Source organism: Saccharothrix sp. NRRL B-16314 (genome assembly GCF_000716595.1).
Classification (GTDB): domain Bacteria; phylum Actinomycetota; class Actinomycetes; order Mycobacteriales; family Pseudonocardiaceae; genus Actinosynnema.
Genome location: NZ_JNXC01000011.1, coordinates 82,622 through 101,075, shown reverse-complemented (window position 1 = coordinate 101,075; position 18,454 = coordinate 82,622). Strand labels below are relative to the sequence as shown.

At 70.6% G+C, this 18,454-nt stretch carries 14 protein-coding genes; 6 read left to right on the top strand and 8 right to left on the bottom strand.

Annotated elements, in window-relative coordinates:
• Window positions 1-100: 100 nt before the first annotated feature.
• On the top strand, window positions 101-3,346 hold the full coding sequence (locus OQ02_RS18445; RefSeq protein WP_033439709.1) for a S8 family serine peptidase: 3,246 nt from the start codon (window positions 101-103) through the stop codon (window positions 3,344-3,346).
• 69 nt (window positions 3,347-3,415) lie between these two features.
• Here the strand turns inward: OQ02_RS18445 and OQ02_RS18440 are convergent, their stop codons facing one another.
• From OQ02_RS18440 to OQ02_RS18420, 5 genes are all read right to left on the bottom strand, one after another.
• A complete protein-coding gene (locus OQ02_RS18440) occupies window positions 3,416-3,823 on the bottom strand; it encodes a hypothetical protein (RefSeq protein WP_156077127.1) in 408 nt (135 codons plus the stop codon).
• Between the two features lie 48 nt (window positions 3,824-3,871).
• Window positions 3,872-5,011, bottom strand: a complete 1,140-nt coding sequence (locus tag OQ02_RS18435; protein ID WP_033439707.1) for a mechanosensitive ion channel family protein — start codon at window positions 5,009-5,011, stop codon at window positions 3,872-3,874.
• A 158-nt stretch (window positions 5,012-5,169) separates the two neighbouring features.
• Complete coding sequence (locus OQ02_RS18430; RefSeq protein WP_081915744.1) at window positions 5,170-6,507, bottom strand: DUF4153 domain-containing protein; 1,338 nt, start codon at window positions 6,505-6,507, stop codon at window positions 5,170-5,172.
• A 154-nt stretch (window positions 6,508-6,661) separates the two neighbouring features.
• On the bottom strand, window positions 6,662-7,681 hold the full coding sequence (locus OQ02_RS18425) for a sensor histidine kinase (protein ID WP_033439706.1): 1,020 nt from the start codon (window positions 7,679-7,681) through the stop codon (window positions 6,662-6,664).
• Window positions 7,678-8,352, bottom strand: a complete 675-nt coding sequence (locus OQ02_RS18420) for a response regulator transcription factor (RefSeq protein ID WP_033439705.1) — start codon at window positions 8,350-8,352, stop codon at window positions 7,678-7,680. The genes OQ02_RS18425 and OQ02_RS18420 overlap by 4 nt, the downstream gene beginning before the upstream one ends.
• Before the next feature lie 132 nt (window positions 8,353-8,484).
• Here OQ02_RS18420 and OQ02_RS18415 point away from each other — a divergent pair, with 132 nt between their 5' ends.
• Both OQ02_RS18415 and recD2 read left to right on the top strand, forming a co-directional pair.
• Window positions 8,485-8,799 (top strand): hypothetical protein, encoded by a 315-nt coding sequence (locus tag OQ02_RS18415; protein ID WP_156077126.1) that lies wholly within the window; start codon window positions 8,485-8,487, stop codon window positions 8,797-8,799.
• A gap of 52 nt (window positions 8,800-8,851) precedes the next feature.
• Window positions 8,852-11,020: an SF1B family DNA helicase RecD2 gene (gene recD2 / locus OQ02_RS18410; protein ID WP_033439703.1), complete on the top strand. Its 2,169-nt coding sequence runs from the start codon at window positions 8,852-8,854 to the stop codon at window positions 11,018-11,020.
• Window positions 11,021-11,048: 28 nt separating this feature from the next.
• On the opposite strand, the gene OQ02_RS18405 is transcribed toward recD2, so the two are convergent.
• Complete coding sequence (locus OQ02_RS18405; RefSeq protein ID WP_033439702.1) at window positions 11,049-11,888, bottom strand: MerR family transcriptional regulator; 840 nt, start codon at window positions 11,886-11,888, stop codon at window positions 11,049-11,051.
• 113 nt (window positions 11,889-12,001) lie between these two features.
• Window positions 12,002-12,244 (bottom strand): DUF2630 family protein, encoded by a 243-nt coding sequence (locus OQ02_RS18400; RefSeq protein WP_033439701.1) that lies wholly within the window; start codon window positions 12,242-12,244, stop codon window positions 12,002-12,004.
• 162 nt (window positions 12,245-12,406) lie between these two features.
• Between OQ02_RS18400 and OQ02_RS18395 the strand changes: the two genes are divergently transcribed.
• On the top strand, window positions 12,407-14,176 hold the full coding sequence (locus OQ02_RS18395) for a M14 family zinc carboxypeptidase (protein ID WP_063747102.1): 1,770 nt from the start codon (window positions 12,407-12,409) through the stop codon (window positions 14,174-14,176).
• A 62-nt stretch (window positions 14,177-14,238) separates the two neighbouring features.
• Window positions 14,239-15,234 carry a dTDP-glucose 4,6-dehydratase gene (gene rfbB / locus OQ02_RS18390; protein WP_033439700.1) on the top strand — a complete coding sequence of 332 codons (996 nt, stop codon included), beginning with the start codon at window positions 14,239-14,241 and terminating at the stop codon, window positions 15,232-15,234.
• A 213-nt stretch (window positions 15,235-15,447) separates the two neighbouring features.
• Here the strand turns inward: rfbB and OQ02_RS18385 are convergent, their stop codons facing one another.
• Complete coding sequence (locus OQ02_RS18385) at window positions 15,448-17,073, bottom strand: glycosyl hydrolase family 18 protein (RefSeq protein WP_033439699.1); 1,626 nt, start codon at window positions 17,071-17,073, stop codon at window positions 15,448-15,450.
• Between the two features lie 255 nt (window positions 17,074-17,328).
• Here OQ02_RS18385 and OQ02_RS18380 point away from each other — a divergent pair, with 255 nt between their 5' ends.
• Window positions 17,329-18,435, top strand: a complete 1,107-nt coding sequence (locus OQ02_RS18380; protein ID WP_033439698.1) for a serine hydrolase domain-containing protein — start codon at window positions 17,329-17,331, stop codon at window positions 18,433-18,435.
• Window positions 18,436-18,454: the final 19 nt, after the last annotated feature.

The following is an 18,454-nucleotide window of genomic DNA, read 5'->3' as shown; positions in this document are numbered from 1 at the left end:
GTCCAATGTGGACTTGTCATTGCGGCCGTTCGTCCGATTGTCACCCGGTGGTCGGGGAGATGTGCTTGCGCCAATCTTTCCCCACGAAGGGTTTGCCGCTGTGATCAAACCAGGAAGCCGGTGGAGACACCGCACCAGTGCGGCCTTGCTGGCCGCTGTGCTGGGCACCACCGGGTTCGGCGTCGTCGCCGGATCGGCCGTCGCGCAGGAAGCACCATCCGCGCCCGCGCCCGCCGACAAGCAACTCGACAAGCAGGACCGGGAGCGCGTCGCCGAGGCCGCGAAGGCCGGGCAGTCGAACGTCACGCTCCTGGTCGCCGCCGAAGAGGGCAAGCTCGACTCCGCCGCCAACGACCTCAAGGGCCTGGGCGGCGTGGTGGAGACCACCGAGCGTGACGTCGACTACCTCAAGGTCTCGGTGCCGCGGGACAAGGCCGAGCAGGCCGCCAAGCTCTCGTCGGTGCACGCGGTGGACGTGGACGGCCTCGTCGTCCTGGACAACCCGCGTCCCGAGGGCACGACGTCCCCGCTGCCGCAGCCGGCCCCGGACGCGTCGACGCCCAAGACGAACCCGTACATGCCGACGCAGGACACCAAGGCCGCGCAGTTCACCTCGCAGTACCCCCGCTGGGACGGCCGCGGCACCACGATCGCGATCATGGACACCGGCGTCGACCTGGACCACCCGGCCCTCGCGACCACCACGACCGGCGAGCGCAAGATCGTCGACTGGTACAACGCGAACGCCACCAACTCCGGTGACGGCACGTGGCTCCAGCTCACCGGCCGCTACAACGGCGCGTTCACCAACGCCGGCGTGACCTACACGGCACCCGCCACCGGCGGCCCGTACAGCTTCGGCCTGTTCCGCGAGACGTCGGGCGACCTCGGCCTGGCCAACAGCGAGACCGGCGGTGACATCAACCGCGACGGTGACCGCGTGGACGCGTTCGGCGTGCTCCAGGACGTCACCACCAAGGAAGTCCGCGTGGACGTGGACGGTGACGGCGACTTCACCGACCAGGCCGCGATGATCGACTACAAGTACAAGAAGGACGTCGGCCACTTCGGCACCGACAACCCGGCCACCCCGGTGCTCGACACCGTGGCGTTCGTGGTGCAGACCGACAAGTCGAACTACGACGCCGGCGCCACCGCGTGGGTCAACATCGGCATGTCGGCCGCCGCGCACGGCACGCACGTCGCGGGCATCACCGCGGCGAACAAGATGTTCGGCGGCAGGATGGCCGGCGCGGCCCCCGGCGCGAAGCTGATGGGCGTCAAGGTCTGCCTGTCGACCCCGTCGTGCACCAGCAGCGGCCTGATCGACGGCCTGCTGTACGCGGCCCGCAACGGCGCCGACGTCGTCAACATCTCGATCGGCGGCCTGCCGGCGCTCAACGACGGCAACAACGCCCGCGCGAAGCTCTACGACCGCACCATCGCCGAGTACAACGTGCAGGTGTTCATCTCCGCCGGCAACAGCGGCGCGGGCGCGAACACCGTCGGCGACCCGTCGGTGAGCACGGACGCGATGAGCGTCGGCTCGTACATCACCGCCGACACCTGGCTGTCCAACTACGGCTCGGTGACGCAGCAGCGCGAGAGCCTGCACGGCTTCTCGTCGCGCGGTCCGCGCGAGGACGGCGGCTTCAAGCCGAACATCGTCGCGCCCGGCTCGGCGATCTCCACCACGCCGCAGTGGCAGGCTCCCGGCCCGCTGGCCGGCACCTTCGCCCTGCCCGCGGGCTACGCCATGTTCAACGGCACGTCGATGGCCTCCCCGCAGGCCGCCGGCGCCGCCGCGCTGCTCGTCAGCGCGTACAAGGCCGAGCACAACGGCGAGCGCCCGCCCGTCGCGGCGCTGCGCAACGCCATCCAGACCGGCGCCAAGTGGGTCAGCACGCTCCAGGCCTACGAGCAGGGCGCGGGTCTCTTCGACACCAAGCGCGCGTGGGTGCAGCTCAACGCGCACCCGGACACGCAGGCCGTCACCACGTCGGTGACCGTGAACACCGCGCTGTCGGGCCTGCTGGCCACCCCGAACACGGGTGTCGGCATCCACGACCGCGAGGGCGTCGCCGTGGGTCGCGAGTACACGCGCACCTACACCCTGACCCGCACCACGGGTCCGGCCGGCAACCAAGGCTTCAGCGTGAAGTGGCAGGGCAACGACGGCACGTTCTCGTCCAAGTCCTCGGTCAGCCTGCCGCTGAACACGCCGGTGAAGTTCGACGTCAAGGTCAAGCCGACCACGGCGGGCGCGCACTCGGCCGTGCTGAAGCTCGACAACTCGGCCACCCGCGGCGTCGACGTGTTCACCCTGAACACCGTGTTCGCGGCGGACGACTTCACCGCGGCGGGCAAGTTCGCCGTGACCAAGACCGGCTCGATCGCGCGCAACCAGTCGCAGAGCTTCTTCGTGAACGTGCCGGCGGGCACCAGCGCGCTGAAGGTCGACATGGCGGCCGGTGGCACCGAGGCGGGCAAGGGCCAGGTCCGGTTCCTGCGCTACGACCCGTACGGCGTGCCGTTCGACACCACGTCGTCGACCAACTGCTACAACCCCGACGCGGGCGCAGGCTGCTCCGGCGGCACGGCGACCAGCCGCACGGTGAGCAACCCGACGCCGGGCGTGTGGGAGATCGTGCTGGAAGGGCGTCGCACCTCGGACGCCGACTCGGCGCCGTTCTCGGTGTCCGCGTCCGTCCTCGGCACGACGATCAGCCCGAACCCGGACACCATCGCGTCGGCCACGGTCGGCACGCCGATCAGCCGCGAGTACGCGGTGGCCAACTCGCTGGCCACGTTCACCGGCAAGCTCGTCGGCGGTCCGCTGGCCAGCGCCCGGATCTCGCGCCCGTCGATCGCGGACGCCACGGTCCAGGCGTACGACCTGGTCGTGGCGCCGGGCTCCACGTCGCTGCGCGCGACGATCGGCAAGACCAGTGACGTGTCCGCCGACCTCGACCTGTTCGTCTACAACTGCACGACCGGCACCTGCGTGCTGGCCGGGCAGACGGCGGACGGCGACTCGGAGGAGTCCGTCACGATCAACAACCCGGCCGCGGGCGCGTGGCAGGTGCGGGTGGACGGCTACGAGGTGCCCGCGGGCACCACGGAGTACGACTACATCGACCTGTACACCGCTCCGGGCCTCGGCTCGGTCGACGTGACCGACGCCGACGCCGAGCGCACCGCCGGTGAGACCTGGACGGTGCCGGGCACGGTGACGGCCGCCGGCCAGGCCGGTGCCGGTCGCGTGCTGCGCGGTGAGCTGACCGTGCAGACGGCGGACGGCGTGACCGTCGGCCGCAGCGCGGTGATCGTGCAGAACGTGGCCTGACGCCACCCGAAAGACCTCGTGGCCACTTCCGCTCGTCGCGGGAGTGGCCACGAGCCTTTTGCGGGCGTCCTACGGGGTCGGGTCGATGTGGGACAGCGGCTCGTCGACGTCAACCCGGCTGATGCCGTCGATCGTCGTCACCCGCTCCGCCAGGTCGACCGGGACGGACACGCGGACGTAGCCGATGGTGGCGTCGGTGGCCTCCACGGTGCCGCCCAGGCGGCCCAGGTCGGCCGCCACCTGGTCGGTCTTGCCCCGCTCGGTGGCGAGGGTCAGCACCACGGTCTTCGCGCCGGAGCGTTCGGCCCGTTCCAGCACTTCCCTGCCCTGGGGGCTGAGCTTCGGCGACACCTGGACCTCCGAGGTCGCGCTGGTCGGGGCCGGAACCGTGTGGACGGGCTGCGCACCGGTGTCCGGCCGGGCGCCACAGCCCGCCAGCACCAGCCCCACCAGCACGGGTAGTACGAGTCTCCGCATGCACCCTCCCACGTGGCGATCCTGTCACCACCAGGACGGAAGGCGAGGTCAGCGCGGTTGCACGGCCTGATCGGGTCCGCTGAACGCCTGCACCCGCTCTTCACCGTCGGCGCTCTCACCGAACACCCGGTTGTCGGACGGCTCCTGCGCCTGCGACACCGGTCCGCGGTCCGCGGCCCGGGGCAGGTCACGCACCCTGACCTGCGGCAACGAGCCGGGGTGGTGCGCCCGCAGCCAGCCGACCAGGTGCTCGCGCGCCAAGCACCGCAGGTCCCACAGCCGGCCCGCGTCCGACGCGCTCACCAGGGCGCGGACCCGCACGAACGACCCGACCGCGTCCGTCACCTGCATCACGCAGACCCGGCCGTCCCACAGGTCGCTGCCCTCCAGCGCGTGCCTGAGCTCCTGCCGCAGCTCCTCCACCGGCACGGTCCAGTCGAGGTCCATCTCCACCGTGCCCAGCAGCGCCGACTGGGTGCGCGTCCAGTTCTCGAACGGGGACTTGAGGAAGTAGGCGGTGGGCAGGATCAGCCGCCGGTCGTCCCACAGGTGCACGACCACGTAGGTGAGCGTGATGTCCTCGATCCGGCCCCACTGGTCCTCCACGATCACCACGTCGTCCAGCCTCAACGCGTCGCTGAACGCGATCTGGACGCCGGCGAAGACGTTGCCCAGCAAGGACTGCGCCGCTAGTGCGGCGATGGCGCCGATGACGCCGGCGGACGCCAGCAGGCTCGTCCCGGCGGCACGCGCGCCCGGGAACGTCATCAGCACGGCGGCGGCGGCCAGGACGCTGACGACCACCACGGTCACCCTGCGCACCAACGTGATCTGCGTGTGCACGCGGCGGGCGTGGCGGTTGTCCGACACGTCGACCCGGATGCGCGCCAGCGTCGCGTCCTCGATCACCACCAGCAGCGCGGCGAGCAGCCACGCGCCGGCGAGGATCAGCGCTATCCCCGTGGCGTGCAGGGCGGTCGACCGCCAGTCGCCGTGGGCCGACACGCTCAGCGAGAACTGCACCGCCACCAGGACCGCCATGACCACCGCGGGCTTGTGCGCGTGCCGGGCGAGGCCCGCGAACAGGGCGGACCGCCGGCCGATGCGGCGGACCACCCGGTGGACGAGCGTGACGGCGAGCAGTGCGACGAGCAGCGACCCGGTGAACGTGATGACGGCTGCGAGCACGGACGGGCACCTCCAAATCCACTCTTCCGGGTACAGGCGTTCCCCCGTCCGTACCCATCCCGCCCGCTCCCCACCCCTCCCGCCGCGTGAGTCCTACGTTCACGCCCCGTGAGTCCTACGTTCGCGCCCCGTGAGTCCTACGTTCGGAACGGGTGAGTTCAACGCTCAGAACGCGGGCACCCGCGGCGCTCGACCTCGGCGAGGGTGCTCCGGGCGTTCTGCCGCCCGAGGTTCCACGCACGCCAGTCGTCAGCCGGGACGCGACGGAACTCCAACGCGCAGTCACGCAGGTCCGGCGGGAGCGTCGCGAGGGCGGGCACGGCGTCGTCGGACAGCCTGCTCAGGTACCAGACGTCGATCTTCTGGGTGACGTGCCAGCGCTCGATGTTGCGCTCGGCGATGAACCGGTCCGGGTTGAGCGCGGCCAGCCCGAGGAGCGCGGCGAACCCGGTGCCCACGACGGCACGCGCCAGCCACCCGCCCTCCAGCCGCACGCCCGCGGCGAGCACCAGCACGTAGACCAGGCCGAGCCACAGCTCGCACGCCGACACGAGGACGCGGAGGACGGTGAACCCGTAAGCCTGCTGGTAGAGCCACATGCGCGTGAGGGCGGACGCGACGATCACCAGCGTCAGCACGCTGAGCGCACCCAGCAGCACGCGCAGCCACTGGCGGTCGGTGGGCGAGTCGAGCTGGGCCAGTCGGGCGACGACGGCGATCACGCCCAGGGTCAGCACCGTGACGGTGAGCAGCTGCCAGAAGCCGCTGCGCGCGTGGTCGGCGTACGTGAGGTCGGCGGTGGTGATCACGTGCTCGTCGCCCGCGAAGAGGGTCGTGATCTGCACGGCCACGAACGCGGCGAACAGCACCACCAACGCACCCACGGGCAGCACCCAGTCACGTCGCGCGACCGTGCGGGGCAGGGCGGCCGTTCCGTCCAGGTCGAGGGGCGAGACCAGCAGGTAGCACGCGCCGACCGTGCCGAGGCCGACCGCCAGGAACAGCACGAGCGGCCGGCCGGACGACTCGTCGGGGATGACGGAGCCGAGCAGGTCGGCGAACGTCGCGTCGGCCCCGGCGAGCAGCGGGACGAACACCAGCAGCAGGCCGACCGTCACCACGATGGGGCGTGCCATCGGCGGCGTTCCCCGTTCCTTCACGCCGCGTGCCAGCCACGGCAGTGCCCTCACGGCCGCGACCGGCACCGCTCCGGCGCCGAACACCAGGCCACGCGCGGTCCGCCCCCCGGCGACCGCGAGTGAACCGGCGGCGCACCCGGCCATCGCGCAGAGCATGAAGAGCCATTCCGCCGCGACGAACGCACCGACGGCGAACAGCGCCACCGAAAGCACCGCCCACACCGGTCTGACCTTCCGGACGAGGGCGAAGACGACGGCGGCGGTGAGCGCCCAGCCGAGGCCCGGCCCGTCGGGGAGGAGAACGGCCGCACCGATTCCGGCGGCGGCACCGGTGAGCAGTACGCGGTTGGGTGACATCGGGTGTTGCCTCCAGGGCATGCGCCATCGCCCGCCGAGTGTGCGGCGGTGTTCTGAGCGTTGAATTCGGGTGTTCTGAACGTAGGACTCACGGGACGCGAAGGTAGGACTCACGCGTTCCGAACGTAGGACTCACGGGACGGGAACGTAGGACTCACGGGAGGTGGGCGGGGAGGGTGGCCCGGATCCGGCAGCCGGGGCCGTCGACGACGGCGATGGTGCCGCCGTGCAGGTCGACCACCCAGCGGGCGATGTTCAGGCCCAGCCCGGTGCCGCCGCCGACCGCCCGCTCACCACGGGTGAAGCGCTCGAAGACCCGTTCACGGTCCTGTGGCGCGATTCCCGGTCCGTCGTCGGCGACTTCGAGCACCAGATCGGCGCCGACAGAAGCAGAAATGCGCACCTCGCCACCCGCCGGGCCGTGCCGGGCGGCGTTGTCCAGGAGGTTCGCGACGACCTGGGCCAACCGCGCCTCGTCGGCGTAAACCGTGGCATCGGGCGGTGAGACGTCGACGGTGAACCGCACCCCCCGGGCGGCCACCGAAGCCTCGGCCACGACGTCCGCCAGCAACGGCGCCAAGGCGAACGAAGCCTTGTCCAGCTTGTGCGCACCCGCGTCGATCCGCGACAGGTCGAGCAGTTCCGTCACCAACCGGCTCAACCGCTCGGTCTGCGCCAACGCCGTCCGCATGGTCGCCGCATCGGGCTGCGCGACCCCGTCCACCACGTTCTCCAGCACGCTCTGCAGAGCCGTGATCGGCGTCCGCAACTCGTGCGACACGTTCGCGATCAGCTCCCGCCGCTGCTGGTCCGCCGCACCGAGGTCTGCCGCCATCTGGTTGAACGCTCCGGCCAGCTCGCCGACCTCGTCCCGCGCCGTCGCCCGCACCCGCCGGCTGTAGTCGCCCGCCCTCATCGCCCGCACCGCCGCCGTCATCTCCCGCAACGGCCTGGTCATCCCGTGCGCGAGGATCTGCGACGTCACCAGCATGATCGCGATCGCGCCGTACGTCGTGCCCGGCGCCAGCCACCCGATCCGCAGCCGGAAGTACGTGAACCCGGCCGCCGTCGCCGACACCACCAGGATGCCGAGCTTCAGCTTGATCGAGCGCACCGGGTCCAGCGGGCGCGGCAGCAACTCCACCGTGGTCAGGAACGCCGACCGCAGGCTCATCTGGGTACCTCCAACGCGTAGCCGATGCCGTGCACGGTCCGGATCAGGTCCGTCCCCAGCTTCCGCCGCAACGCCTTGATGTGGCTGTCCACGGTCCGCGTCCCGGTGCCGTCCGACCACCCCCACACCTCGCTCAGCAACCGCTCCCGCGACTGCACCGCGCGCGGCCGTTCGGCGAGGTGCACCAGCAGTTCGAACTCGGTGGGCGTCAGGTGCGCCTCCGCACCGCCGCGCACGACCCGCCGCTCGGCCAGGTCGATCTCCAGGTCCGCCACGGTGATCCGGGACTCCGCGGCCGACGCCGCCCGTTCCACCCGGCGCAGCAGCGCGTGCACCCGGGCGGCCAGCTCGCGGATGGAGAACGGCTTGGTCAGGTAGTCGTCGGCGCCGACCGCGAGCCCCACCAGCAGGTCCGTCTCGTCACCCCGGGCGGTGAGCATGAGCACCGGCACGGGCCGTTGCGCCTGGATGCGCCGGCACACCTCCAGCCCGTCGAACCCCGGCAGCATCACGTCCAGCACCACGAGGTCCGGCCGGGTGTCGCGGGCGCGGGTGACGGCGGACGGCCCGTCGTGCGCCAGGTCGACCTCGAACCCCTCGGCCCGCAGCCGTGCGGCCACGGAGTCGGCGATGGTCAGGTCGTCCTCGACCACCAGAACGCGGCGTGTCATGGAGCCGACTCTAGGTGCGAGCCGTGGAGGTCGACGGCGCGAGTTGTGAACGTCCTGTGGAGACATTCGCAGGCAACCTCGGCGCAGGTCAGACGTCCTCGCGGCCGGAGGCGCGCCGGTGGTGCGCCGGTGGTGGCCGCCGATCCCACCGCCCGGCTCGTCGGCGGCATCCGGCGCGGCGACCGGACCGGCTACGGCGTGCGCTGGGACGGTCCCGCCTTGACCGAGTTGCCGACACCGCCCGACCAGTTCAGCACGCCGGCCGCCGTGGACGCGGACGGCACCGCGTTCGGGCAGGCGGGCAGCCGCCCGGTCCGGTGGTCCACCGACGGCACCGTCACGGACATGGCGCTGCCGACCGGGTACACGGCCGGCGAGGTGACGCTGCTCAACGACCACGGCGTGGTGGTGGGCGAGTACGGCGGACGCCCGGTGCTGTGGCGGTGAAGCCATGAGACCGGCTTGCCGGGTCGTGGGTGCGGCGTCCTAGGGTGACCGGGTGGCTGACGCGGTCCTGGAAGCGGTGCTGGAGCGGATCACGTTCGCCAACGAGGAGACCGGCTACACCGTCGCCCGCGTCGACACGGGCCGGGGCGCCGCGGACCTCGTCACCGTGGTCGGGTCGCTGCTCGGCGCGCAGCCCGGCGAGTCGATCCGGATGCGCGGCCGGTGGGGCTCGCACCCCCAGTACGGCAAGCAGTTCCACGTGGACGACTACACGACCGTGCTGCCCGCGACGATCCAGGGCATCCGCCGCTACCTCGGCTCCGGGCTGATCAAGGGCATCGGCCCGGTGCTGGCGGACCGGATCGTCACCCACTTCGGCGTCGACGCGCTGGACGTCATCGAGCACGAGCCGCAGCGCCTCATCGAGGTGCCGAAGCTCGGCCCGAAGCGGACCAAGCTGATCGCCGCCGCGTGGGAGGAGCAGAAGGCCATCAAGGAGGTCATGGTCTTCCTCCAGGGCGTCGGTGTGTCGACGTCGTTGGCCGTGCGCATCTACAAGCAGTACGACGACAAGGCGATCGACGTCGTCCGCCAGGAGCCCTACCGCCTGGCGAACGACGTCTGGGGCATCGGCTTCCGCACCGCCGACGTGATCGCCAAGGCCGTCGGCATCCCGCACGACAGCCCGCAGCGGGTGAAGGCCGGGCTCCAGTTCACGCTGTCCGAGGCCACCGGCGACGGCAACTGCTACCTGCCCGAGAACGAGCTCATCGGTGACGCGATCAAGATCCTCCAGGTCGACGCGGGCCTGGTCATCGAGTGCCTGGCCGAGCTGGTCGCGGAGGAGGGCGTGGTCCGCGAGATCATGCCGGACGGCGAGCCCGGCATCTACCTCGTCGCGTTCCACCGGGCCGAGATCTCGTTGGCCAACCAGCTGTTGCGGCTGCTCAGGGCCGGTGACGAGCGGATGCCCGCGTTCCAGGCGGTCGACTGGGAACGGGCCTTCGCGTGGCTCGGCGCAGCACTGGAGGACAAGCAGCGCGACGCGGTCCGGCTGGCCCTGACGAGCAAGGTCGCGGTGCTGACGGGTGGGCCGGGGTGCGGCAAGAGCTTCACCGTGCGGTCGATCGTGAAGCTGGCGGCGGCGAAGGGCGCGAAGGTCGTGCTGGCCGCGCCGACCGGTCGTGCGGCCAAGCGGTTGACCGAGCTGACCGGGCACGAGGCGAGCACCGTGCACCGGCTGCTGGAGCTGAAGCCCGGCGGTGACGCCGCCTACGACCGCGACCGGCCGCTCGACGCGGACCTCGTCGTGGTGGACGAGGCGTCGATGCTCGACCTGCTGCTGGCCAACAAGCTGGTGAAGGCCGTCGCACCCGGTGCGCACCTGCTGCTCGTCGGCGACGTCGACCAGCTGCCGTCCGTCGGCGCCGGCGAGGTGCTGCGCGACGTGCTGTCGGCCGGCAGCCCGGTCCCGAACGTCCGGCTCACGCACATCTTCCGGCAGGCGCAGCAGTCCGGTGTGGTGACCAACGCGCACCGGATCAACAGCGGTGACTACCCCATCGTGCAGGGGATGCCGGACTTCTTCCTGTTCCCGGTGGAGGAGGCCGAGGACGCTGCGGCACTCGTGGTCGACGTCGTCGCCAACCGCATCCCCCGCAAGTTCGGCCTGAAACCGCGCACGGACGTGCAGGTGCTCGCGCCGATGCACCGGGGTCCGGCGGGGGCTGGTGGGCTGAACGCGCTGCTGCAAGAGGCTTTGACACCGTCCAAACCGGACATGCCGGAACGCCGGTTCGGCGGCCGGGTGTTCCGGGTCGGCGACAAGGTCACCCAGATGCGCAACAACTACGACAAGAACGTCTTCAACGGCACGCTGGGCGTGGTCACGGCGATCGACTTGGTGGAGCAGAAGCTGACCGTGCGGACCGACGAGGACGAGGACGTCGACTACGAGTTCGGCGAGCTGGACGAGCTGACGCACGCGTACGCGATGACGATCCACCGCTCGCAGGGCAGCGAGTACCCGTGCGTGGTCATCCCGATCACGACCAGCGCGTGGATGATGCTCCAGCGGAACCTGCTGTACACGGCGGTGACGCGGGCGAAGAAGCTGGTGGTGCTGGTCGGGTCGCGGAAGGCGATCGGGCAGGCGGTCCGCACCGTGGGCGCAGGCCGACGCCACACGGCGCTGGACCACCGGCTCGCCCAGCTGGTCTGACCCGGTGGCGCCGGCCTGCGCGGCGCGGTCAGCGCATCGGGAACGCCACGTCGCAGGCCACGTCGTCCGGGCCCGCGTCGCCCATGCTCTCGAAGTACACCTCACGCGGTGAGTCCGCGATCGCGAAGTCGTTCTCCTTCAGCCACGCGGCGACGGCGTCGTAGGCCGACAGGATCTGCGGGAACACCACTTGGGCTTTCGTCAGCCTGACGTAGGCCTCCCGGTGCGCCGGTTCGACCCGGTAGGCGGTGGTGGACGGGCCGTCGCCCCAGTCGGCCGGCGGGTTGATCGGGACGCAGGCCTCGACCGGGCCGTCGCTGTCCTCGTTCACCTCACCGTGGTAGACCACGAACGGGGCGGCCGAGATGCCGCCGTACGCCCGCGCCGCCGTTTCCAGCCGGGTCATCGCGTCACCGATCCAGTCCACCAACCCCGGCTGGAGCACGTGCCGCTGCTCCGTCAAGACCACCTGTTCGGGCACTTCTCGCTGCTTGACCTCGTACATCTCCGACAAGCCCTTCCCTCCGGACAACACGACGCGGAGGTGCGCGGCCAGCCCGCGCCGCACGGCCACCAGGTGCTCGACCTCGGCCCAGTAGTCCGCGACCAGGTCGGCCCGTCGGTCCTCGGGCGCGGCGACGATCCGGGTGACCACGGCCAGCGGCATGTCCAGCCTGCGCAGCAGCGCGACCAGGCGTGCCCCGGCCAGCTGCTCTTCGCGGTACCACCGGTAGCCGTTGCCCTCGCCGATCTCGGCGGGACGCAGCAGGCCTTGGCGCTCGTACAACCGCAGGGCCTTCACCGACAGCCGCGACCGGCGGGCGAACTCGCCGATGCCGAGTAGTCGTGCCACCCGCACATCCTCCATGGCGACGACCCTGCGGGCTGCCCCAAGGGCAGGGTCAAGGACCTGATCAAGGATCTGGTCACGGGCCGTCGACCGGGCCTGATCCGCGTCGACCCGCCGCAGTCGGGCCCTGACTACTGCCGGTAACCCTCCACGGTGTCCGGGTGCCGGGGCTTGGCGGCGTCCGGGTCCATGCCCGCCGCGCGCCGCGCCCGGCGCTGTCGGAGCAGGTCCCACGTCTGGTCCAAGGCGACTTCGAGATCGTGCAGCCGCCGCGCGTCACCCGCGCTGAGGCCCTCGCCGACGCGCGAGCCCTCCAGCCGGTGCTCCTCGTCCACGAGCCGGCCGATGCGCTCGACTAGTTCTTCGTCCGTCACGACTCCTCCTCCATCCGGACCAAGATCGGGGTACCTCACCGTCATCGGTCAAAACACAGGTCAGAACCCCAGGCCATAACCACCAGGTATGGCCGGATGGCGGGTGTGCAAGGGCGGTCCCATACCCCATCCTCCGATTCACCCTGCCTAGGAGGAACAACCGTGAAGTCGACCAGACGTTCACTGCTGACGCTGGCCATAGCCGGTGTCGCGGCGGCGGCGGTGGTCACCGGGGGCACGCCCGGCACCGCCGGTCCCGCACCCGAAGTCGCCGCCGTGCAAGCCGGACCGACCTACGTCTACAAGGTCCACGCGCCCCTCGGCGCCGCCGCCCAGAACCTGCTCGGGCGCGGCTTCGACGTGCTGGAGGACCGCGACGGCGACTACCTGTTCGTGCTCGGCGACCGGGACACCGGCCAAGGCCTCAAGCAGGCCGGTTTCACCGCGGTCATCGACGAGGTGCTGCCCGCGCCCGAGTGGCAGCCGCCGGCCAAGAAGTCCCAGTCGCCGACGTTCGACGCGGCGGACATCAACGAGACGTACTACGGCGGCTACCGCACCATCAACGCCCACTGGTCGCACCTCGACCAGGTCGGCCAGCAGTACCCGGGCCTGACCACGCTGGTCGACTACGGCGACTCCTGGCGCAAGACCCAGGGCGCCGGCGGCTACGACCTGCGCGCCGTCTGCATCACCAAGAAGAACGCCGGCGACTGCGCGCTGAACACCTCCGCGCCGAAGCCCCGCTTCTTCGTGATGGGCCAGCTGCACGCCCGCGAGCTCACCACCGGTGACGTCGCGTGGCGCTGGATCGACCACCTGACCACCGGTTACGGGGTCGACGCGGAGGTCACCGCGCTGCTCGACACCACCGAGGTGTGGGTCGTGCCGATCGCCAACCCGGACGGCGTGAACATCGTGCAGCAGGGCGGCAACTCGCCGCGCTACCAGCGCAAGAACGCCAACACCACCAACGGGTCGAACTGCTCCGGCACGTCGTCGTCGCAGATCGGCATCGACCTCAACCGCAACACCGACTCCCACTGGGGTGGCGCGGGCACGTCGTCCAACCCGTGCGACCAGACGTACAAGGGTCCGTCGGCGAACTCCGAGGTCGAGACGCGGGCGTTGCAGGCGTTGTGGCGCAACCTGTACCGCGACCGCCGCGGCACGGGCGTCACCGACGCCGCGCCCGCCGACACGACCGGTGTCGTCATCTCCATGCACAGCTACTCGAACCTGGTGCTGTTCCCGTGGGGCTGGACGACGTCGTACAAGACGGGCAACGACGCGGCGCTGCGCGGGATGGCGCGGGACATGGCGACGATGGCCGGCGGCTGGCAGTACGGGCAGCCGGGCGAGGTGCTGTACAACGCGGCCGGCGCGACGGACGACTGGGTGTACGACGACCTGGGCGTGGCGTCGTTCGTGTGGGAGGTCGGGCCGTCGTCCGGCTCCTGCTCGGGCTTCTTCCCGACCTACTCGTGCCAGGCGTCGACGTTCTGGCCGAAGGTCAAGCCGATGCTCCTGTACGCGGCGAAGAAGGCGGCCAACCCGTACGGCGGCGGCGGCAACCCGCCGGGCGACTGCGCGAAGGCCACCAACGACGCCGACGTCACGATCCCGGACAACGGCGCGGCCGTCACCAGCACCATCACCATCGCCGGGTGCGAGGGCAACGCCTCGTCGTCGTCGCAGGTCGAGGTGCACATCGTGCACACGTACCGGGGTGACGTGGTGATCGACCTGGTCGCGCCGGACGGGTCGGCCTACCGGTTGAAGGCGTCGAACAACGACTCCGGCGACAACATCGACACCACGTACACCGCGAACGTCTCGTCCGAGGTGCGCAACGGTGCGTGGAAGCTGCGGGTCCAGGACGTGTACTCGGCGGACACCGGGTACATCAACTCCTGGAGCCTGACGCTCTAGTCGGTTGACACGGCGGCCCGCGCGCTCCGGCACGCGGGCCGTCGTCGTGAGTAGCGTGCGTTATGACTTCAGTTCTCGTGACCGGCGCGGCCGGGTTCATCGGATCGCACTTCACCCGCCACTGGGTGCGGGAGCACCCGTCCGACCGGGTGGTGGCGCTGGACGCGCTGACGTACGCCGGGACGGAGACGAACCTCGCCGACGTGCGGGACCGGATCACGTTCGTGCAAGGTGACATCGCGTCGTTCGACCTGACCGGGATCGACGTGGTGGTGAACTTCGCGGCCGAGTCGCACAACAGCCTGGCCGTGCTGGACCCGACCCGGTTCTTCCGGACCAACGTGATGGGCACGCAGGCGTTGCTGGAGGCGGCGCGGCGGGCGGGCGTGCGGCGGTTCCACCACATCTCGACGTGCGAGGTGTACGGGGACCTGGCGCTGGACGCCGAGTCGGCGTTCACGGAGGAGTCGCCGTACCGGCCGCGGACGCCGTACAACGCGAGCAAGGCCGGGGCGGACCACGCGGTGCGGGCGTACCACGAGACGTTCGGGCTGCCGGTGACGATCACGAACTGCGCCAACAACTACGGGCCGAACCAGTTCCCGGAGAAGGTGCTGCCGCTGTTCACCACGCGGGCGTTGGACGGGGGTGACCTGCCGGTCTACGCGTCGAAGGACAACCGCCGCGAGTGGGTCCACGTGCTCGACCACTGCCGGGCGATCGAGGCCGTGCTGCTGCGCGGGCGCGTCGGGGAGACGTACCACGTGGGGACGGGGGTGGAGGCGAGCGTCGAGGAGATCGCGGACCTGGTGTTGGACGAGCTGGGCCTGCCGTCGTCGCGCAAGGCCACCGTGCCGGACCGTCCGGGCCACGACCGCCGTTACCTGCTGGACTCGTCCAGGATCCGCCGTGAGCTCGGCTGGGAGCCGCGGGTGGACTTCGCCACCGGCGTCCGCGACACGATCCGCTGGTACGCGGACAACCGTGCCTGGTGGGAGCCCCTGCGCGACCGCAGCCCGGTGTCCGAGACGGCCTGGACCCCGTCACCTGAGCGTTGAACTCGGGGGTTCCGAACGTAGGACTCACGCGACGCGAACGTAGGACTCACGCGACGCGAACGTAGGACTCACGCGGGGGTTGGGGTGAGTCCTACGTTCAGGGCGGGTGAGTCCTACGTTCGGGACGGGTGAATTCAACGTTCGGGACGGGCGACGGCCCCTGCGGGGATGCCCGCAGGGGCCGTCGTGCGCGTGCCGGTACTGCCGGAAGTGCTACCGCAGGCCGTTGCCCATCGCGGTGATGAGCTCGCCGTTGGTGGTGTCACCGTCGAGCGCCCAGAAGAAGGCGCCGCCGAGACCCTGGTTCTTCGTGTACGTCATCTTGCCGCCGATGGTGGCCGGGGTGTCGTAGCTCCACCACTGGTTGCCGCAGAACGCGTACGCCGTGCCCGCGACGGTGCCGGTGGCCGGACACTTGGTCTTCAGCACCTTGTAGTCGTCGATGCCCGCCTCGTACGTGCCCGGCGCCGCGCCGGTCGCCGAGCCGCCCGGAGCAGCCTGCGTGACGCCCGTCCAGCCACGCCCGTAGAACCCGATGCCGAGCAGCAGCTTGGCCGCCGGAACGCCCTTGCTCTTCAGCTTCTGGATCGCCGCGTCGGAGTTGAAGCCGGCCTGCGGGATGCCGGGGTACGAGGTCAGCGGCGAGTGCGGCGCCGTCGGACCCTGCGCGTTGAACGCGCCGAAGTAGTCGTACGTCATGACGTTGTACCAGTCGAGGTACTGCGCCGCGCCGCCGTAGTCGGCCGCGTCGATCTTGCCGCCGTTCGAACCGTCCGCCGTGATGGCGGCCGTCACGAGGTAGTCGGCGCCGAACCGGCTGCGCAGCGCCTGGGAGAGCGTCTTGAACGAGCTGAAGCCGGTCGTGTCGCAGGTCAGACCGCAGGCGTTCGGGTACTCCCAGTCGATGTCGATGCCGTCGAACACGTCCGCCCAGCGCGGGTCCTCGATGAGCTTGTGGCAGGACTCGGCGAACGCCGCCGGGTTCTGCGACGCCTGGCCGAAGCCGCCGGACCAGGTCCAGCCGCCGAACGACCACAGCACCTTGATGTGCGGGTACATCTTCTTCAGCTTGCGCAGCTGGTTGAACGAACCGCGCAGGGCGCCGGCGTCCCACGTGTCCGCGACGCCGTCGACGGAGTTCGCGGCGGTGTAAGCCATGTCGTAGTCGGCGTAGGAGTCACCGATGGTGCACTGGCCGTTCTGCACGTTGCCGAACGCGTAGTTGATGTGCGTCAGCTTCGAGGCGGAACCGCTGGTGTGGATGTTCTTCACGAAGTACTGGCGGCCGTAGACGCCCCACTGGGTGAAGTAGCCGAGGTTCTTGCGCGTGCCGACCGGCGGGTTGCTGGTGGTCGTGGTCGGACCCGTGGTGGTCGTGGTCGTCGTCGTGGTGGTGGTCGTGGTGGTCGTGGTCGTCGTCGGGTTGGTCCCGCCGGCGTCGCACGACGCGCCGTTCAGCTTGCAGTTGGCCGGGCCGGAGTAGGTGCCGGAGTAGGCGATGTTGAAGCCGAAGCTCACCGTCCCGCCGACGGCCACGCTGCCGTTCCACGTGTTCTTGACCGTCACGTGCTGGCCGCTGGCCGTGTACGCGCCGTCCCACAGGGAGCCGACCCGGTGGCCGGTGGGCAGGTCGAACTCGACGGTCCACGAGGTGAGGGCGGACGCGCCGCCGTTCTTGATCGTGTACTTGCCCTCGTACCCGGTGCCCCAGTCCGAGCCCTTGCTGAAGGTGGCGGAAACGCCGCCCGCGCCGCTCGCCGCGGGCGCGACGACCAGTCCCACCACCAACGTGGCGACCGCCACGAACAACGCTGTGACATGCCATCGGATCTTGGACATCTTGCTCCTCGTCAGGAAAGGAGTGCAGGGTTGACGTCACCATGTGGTTCAGACCACTTCACGGTCAAGGTCTAGACCATTTTCGTCACTCGAATGGAGTAGTGGCAGGGGTCTCGGAACCGGTTCCGCGTCTTGATGACCACTAGGGGTGGATCAGCCTAAAGTCGCGCCATCTCCCAGACCAGGGTCCGACGTGCCGAGCCCGCCGGACGGCGAGACTCGGTGTCCTCAACGTCAACAGGGAGGACAACGTTGATGGGCACGAGGGGAATCGCCCTGGCCGCCGTGGTGGGTCTGGCGGCCGTGGGCATCGGGGGCACGGCGGTGGCGGAACCGGGGGTCGCCGCCGACCACCGGATCGACCGGCAGGCCGTGCAGCGGGCGTTGGACGACATGGCCCGCACCGGCGCGCAGGGGGTGCAGCTCCGGGTCACGGACGGCCGGCAGCAGTTCACCGCCCGCGCGGGCACGGCGAAGGTCGACTCGCCGCGGCCGGTGCCGACGGACGGCCGGTTCCGGGTCGGCAGCATCACCAAGACGTTCGTGTCGACGGTCGTGCTCCAGCTGGTCGGCGAGGGGGAGGTCGACCTCGACGCGCCGGTGCAGCGGTACCTGCCGGGGCTGCTGCCGGACGGCGACAAGATCACCGTGCGGCACCTGCTCCAGCACACCAGCGGCCTGTACAACTACACGGCCGCGCTGCCGCTGGACCCGGCCGGGTTCGAGGCCATCCGCTACAAGACGTGGACGCCCGCCGAGCTGGTGGCGCTGTCCACCGCGAAGCCGCTGGACTTCGCGCCCGGCACCGGCTGGAACTACTCGAACACGAACTACGTCGTCGCCGGGATGCTGGTCGAGAAGGTCACCGGACGGCCGTACGACGTCGCGGTGACGCAGCGCGTCCTGCGTCCGCTGGGGCTGCGCGGGACGTCCGTTCCCGGCACCCGCGCCGCCATCCCCGGTCCGCACGCGCACGGGTACGTGCGGGTGGACGGGCAGGTCGTCGACATCTCCGAGATCAACCCGTCGGTCGCGTACGCGGCGGGCGAGATGATCTCCACGACGGACGACCTCGACCGGTTCGTCGACGCCCTGCTGGACGGCCGCCTGCTCGGTCCCGCCGAGCAGGCGGAGCTGACCTCGGCGCAGCCGAGCACCGAGGGGTACGGCCTGGGCTTCGAGGCCACCGAACTGCCGTGCGGTGTGACGGTGTGGGGCCACGGCGGCGGCATCCCCGGCTACTCCAGCCTGATGCTCAGCTCGCCGGACACGAAGACCCGCCTGACGGCGTCCCTGACCTCCGCCCCCGACCCGGGGCAGACCGAGGGCCTCGACGAGCTGCTGAACGAGGTGTTCTGCTGACGCGGTGAAACGGCGGGGA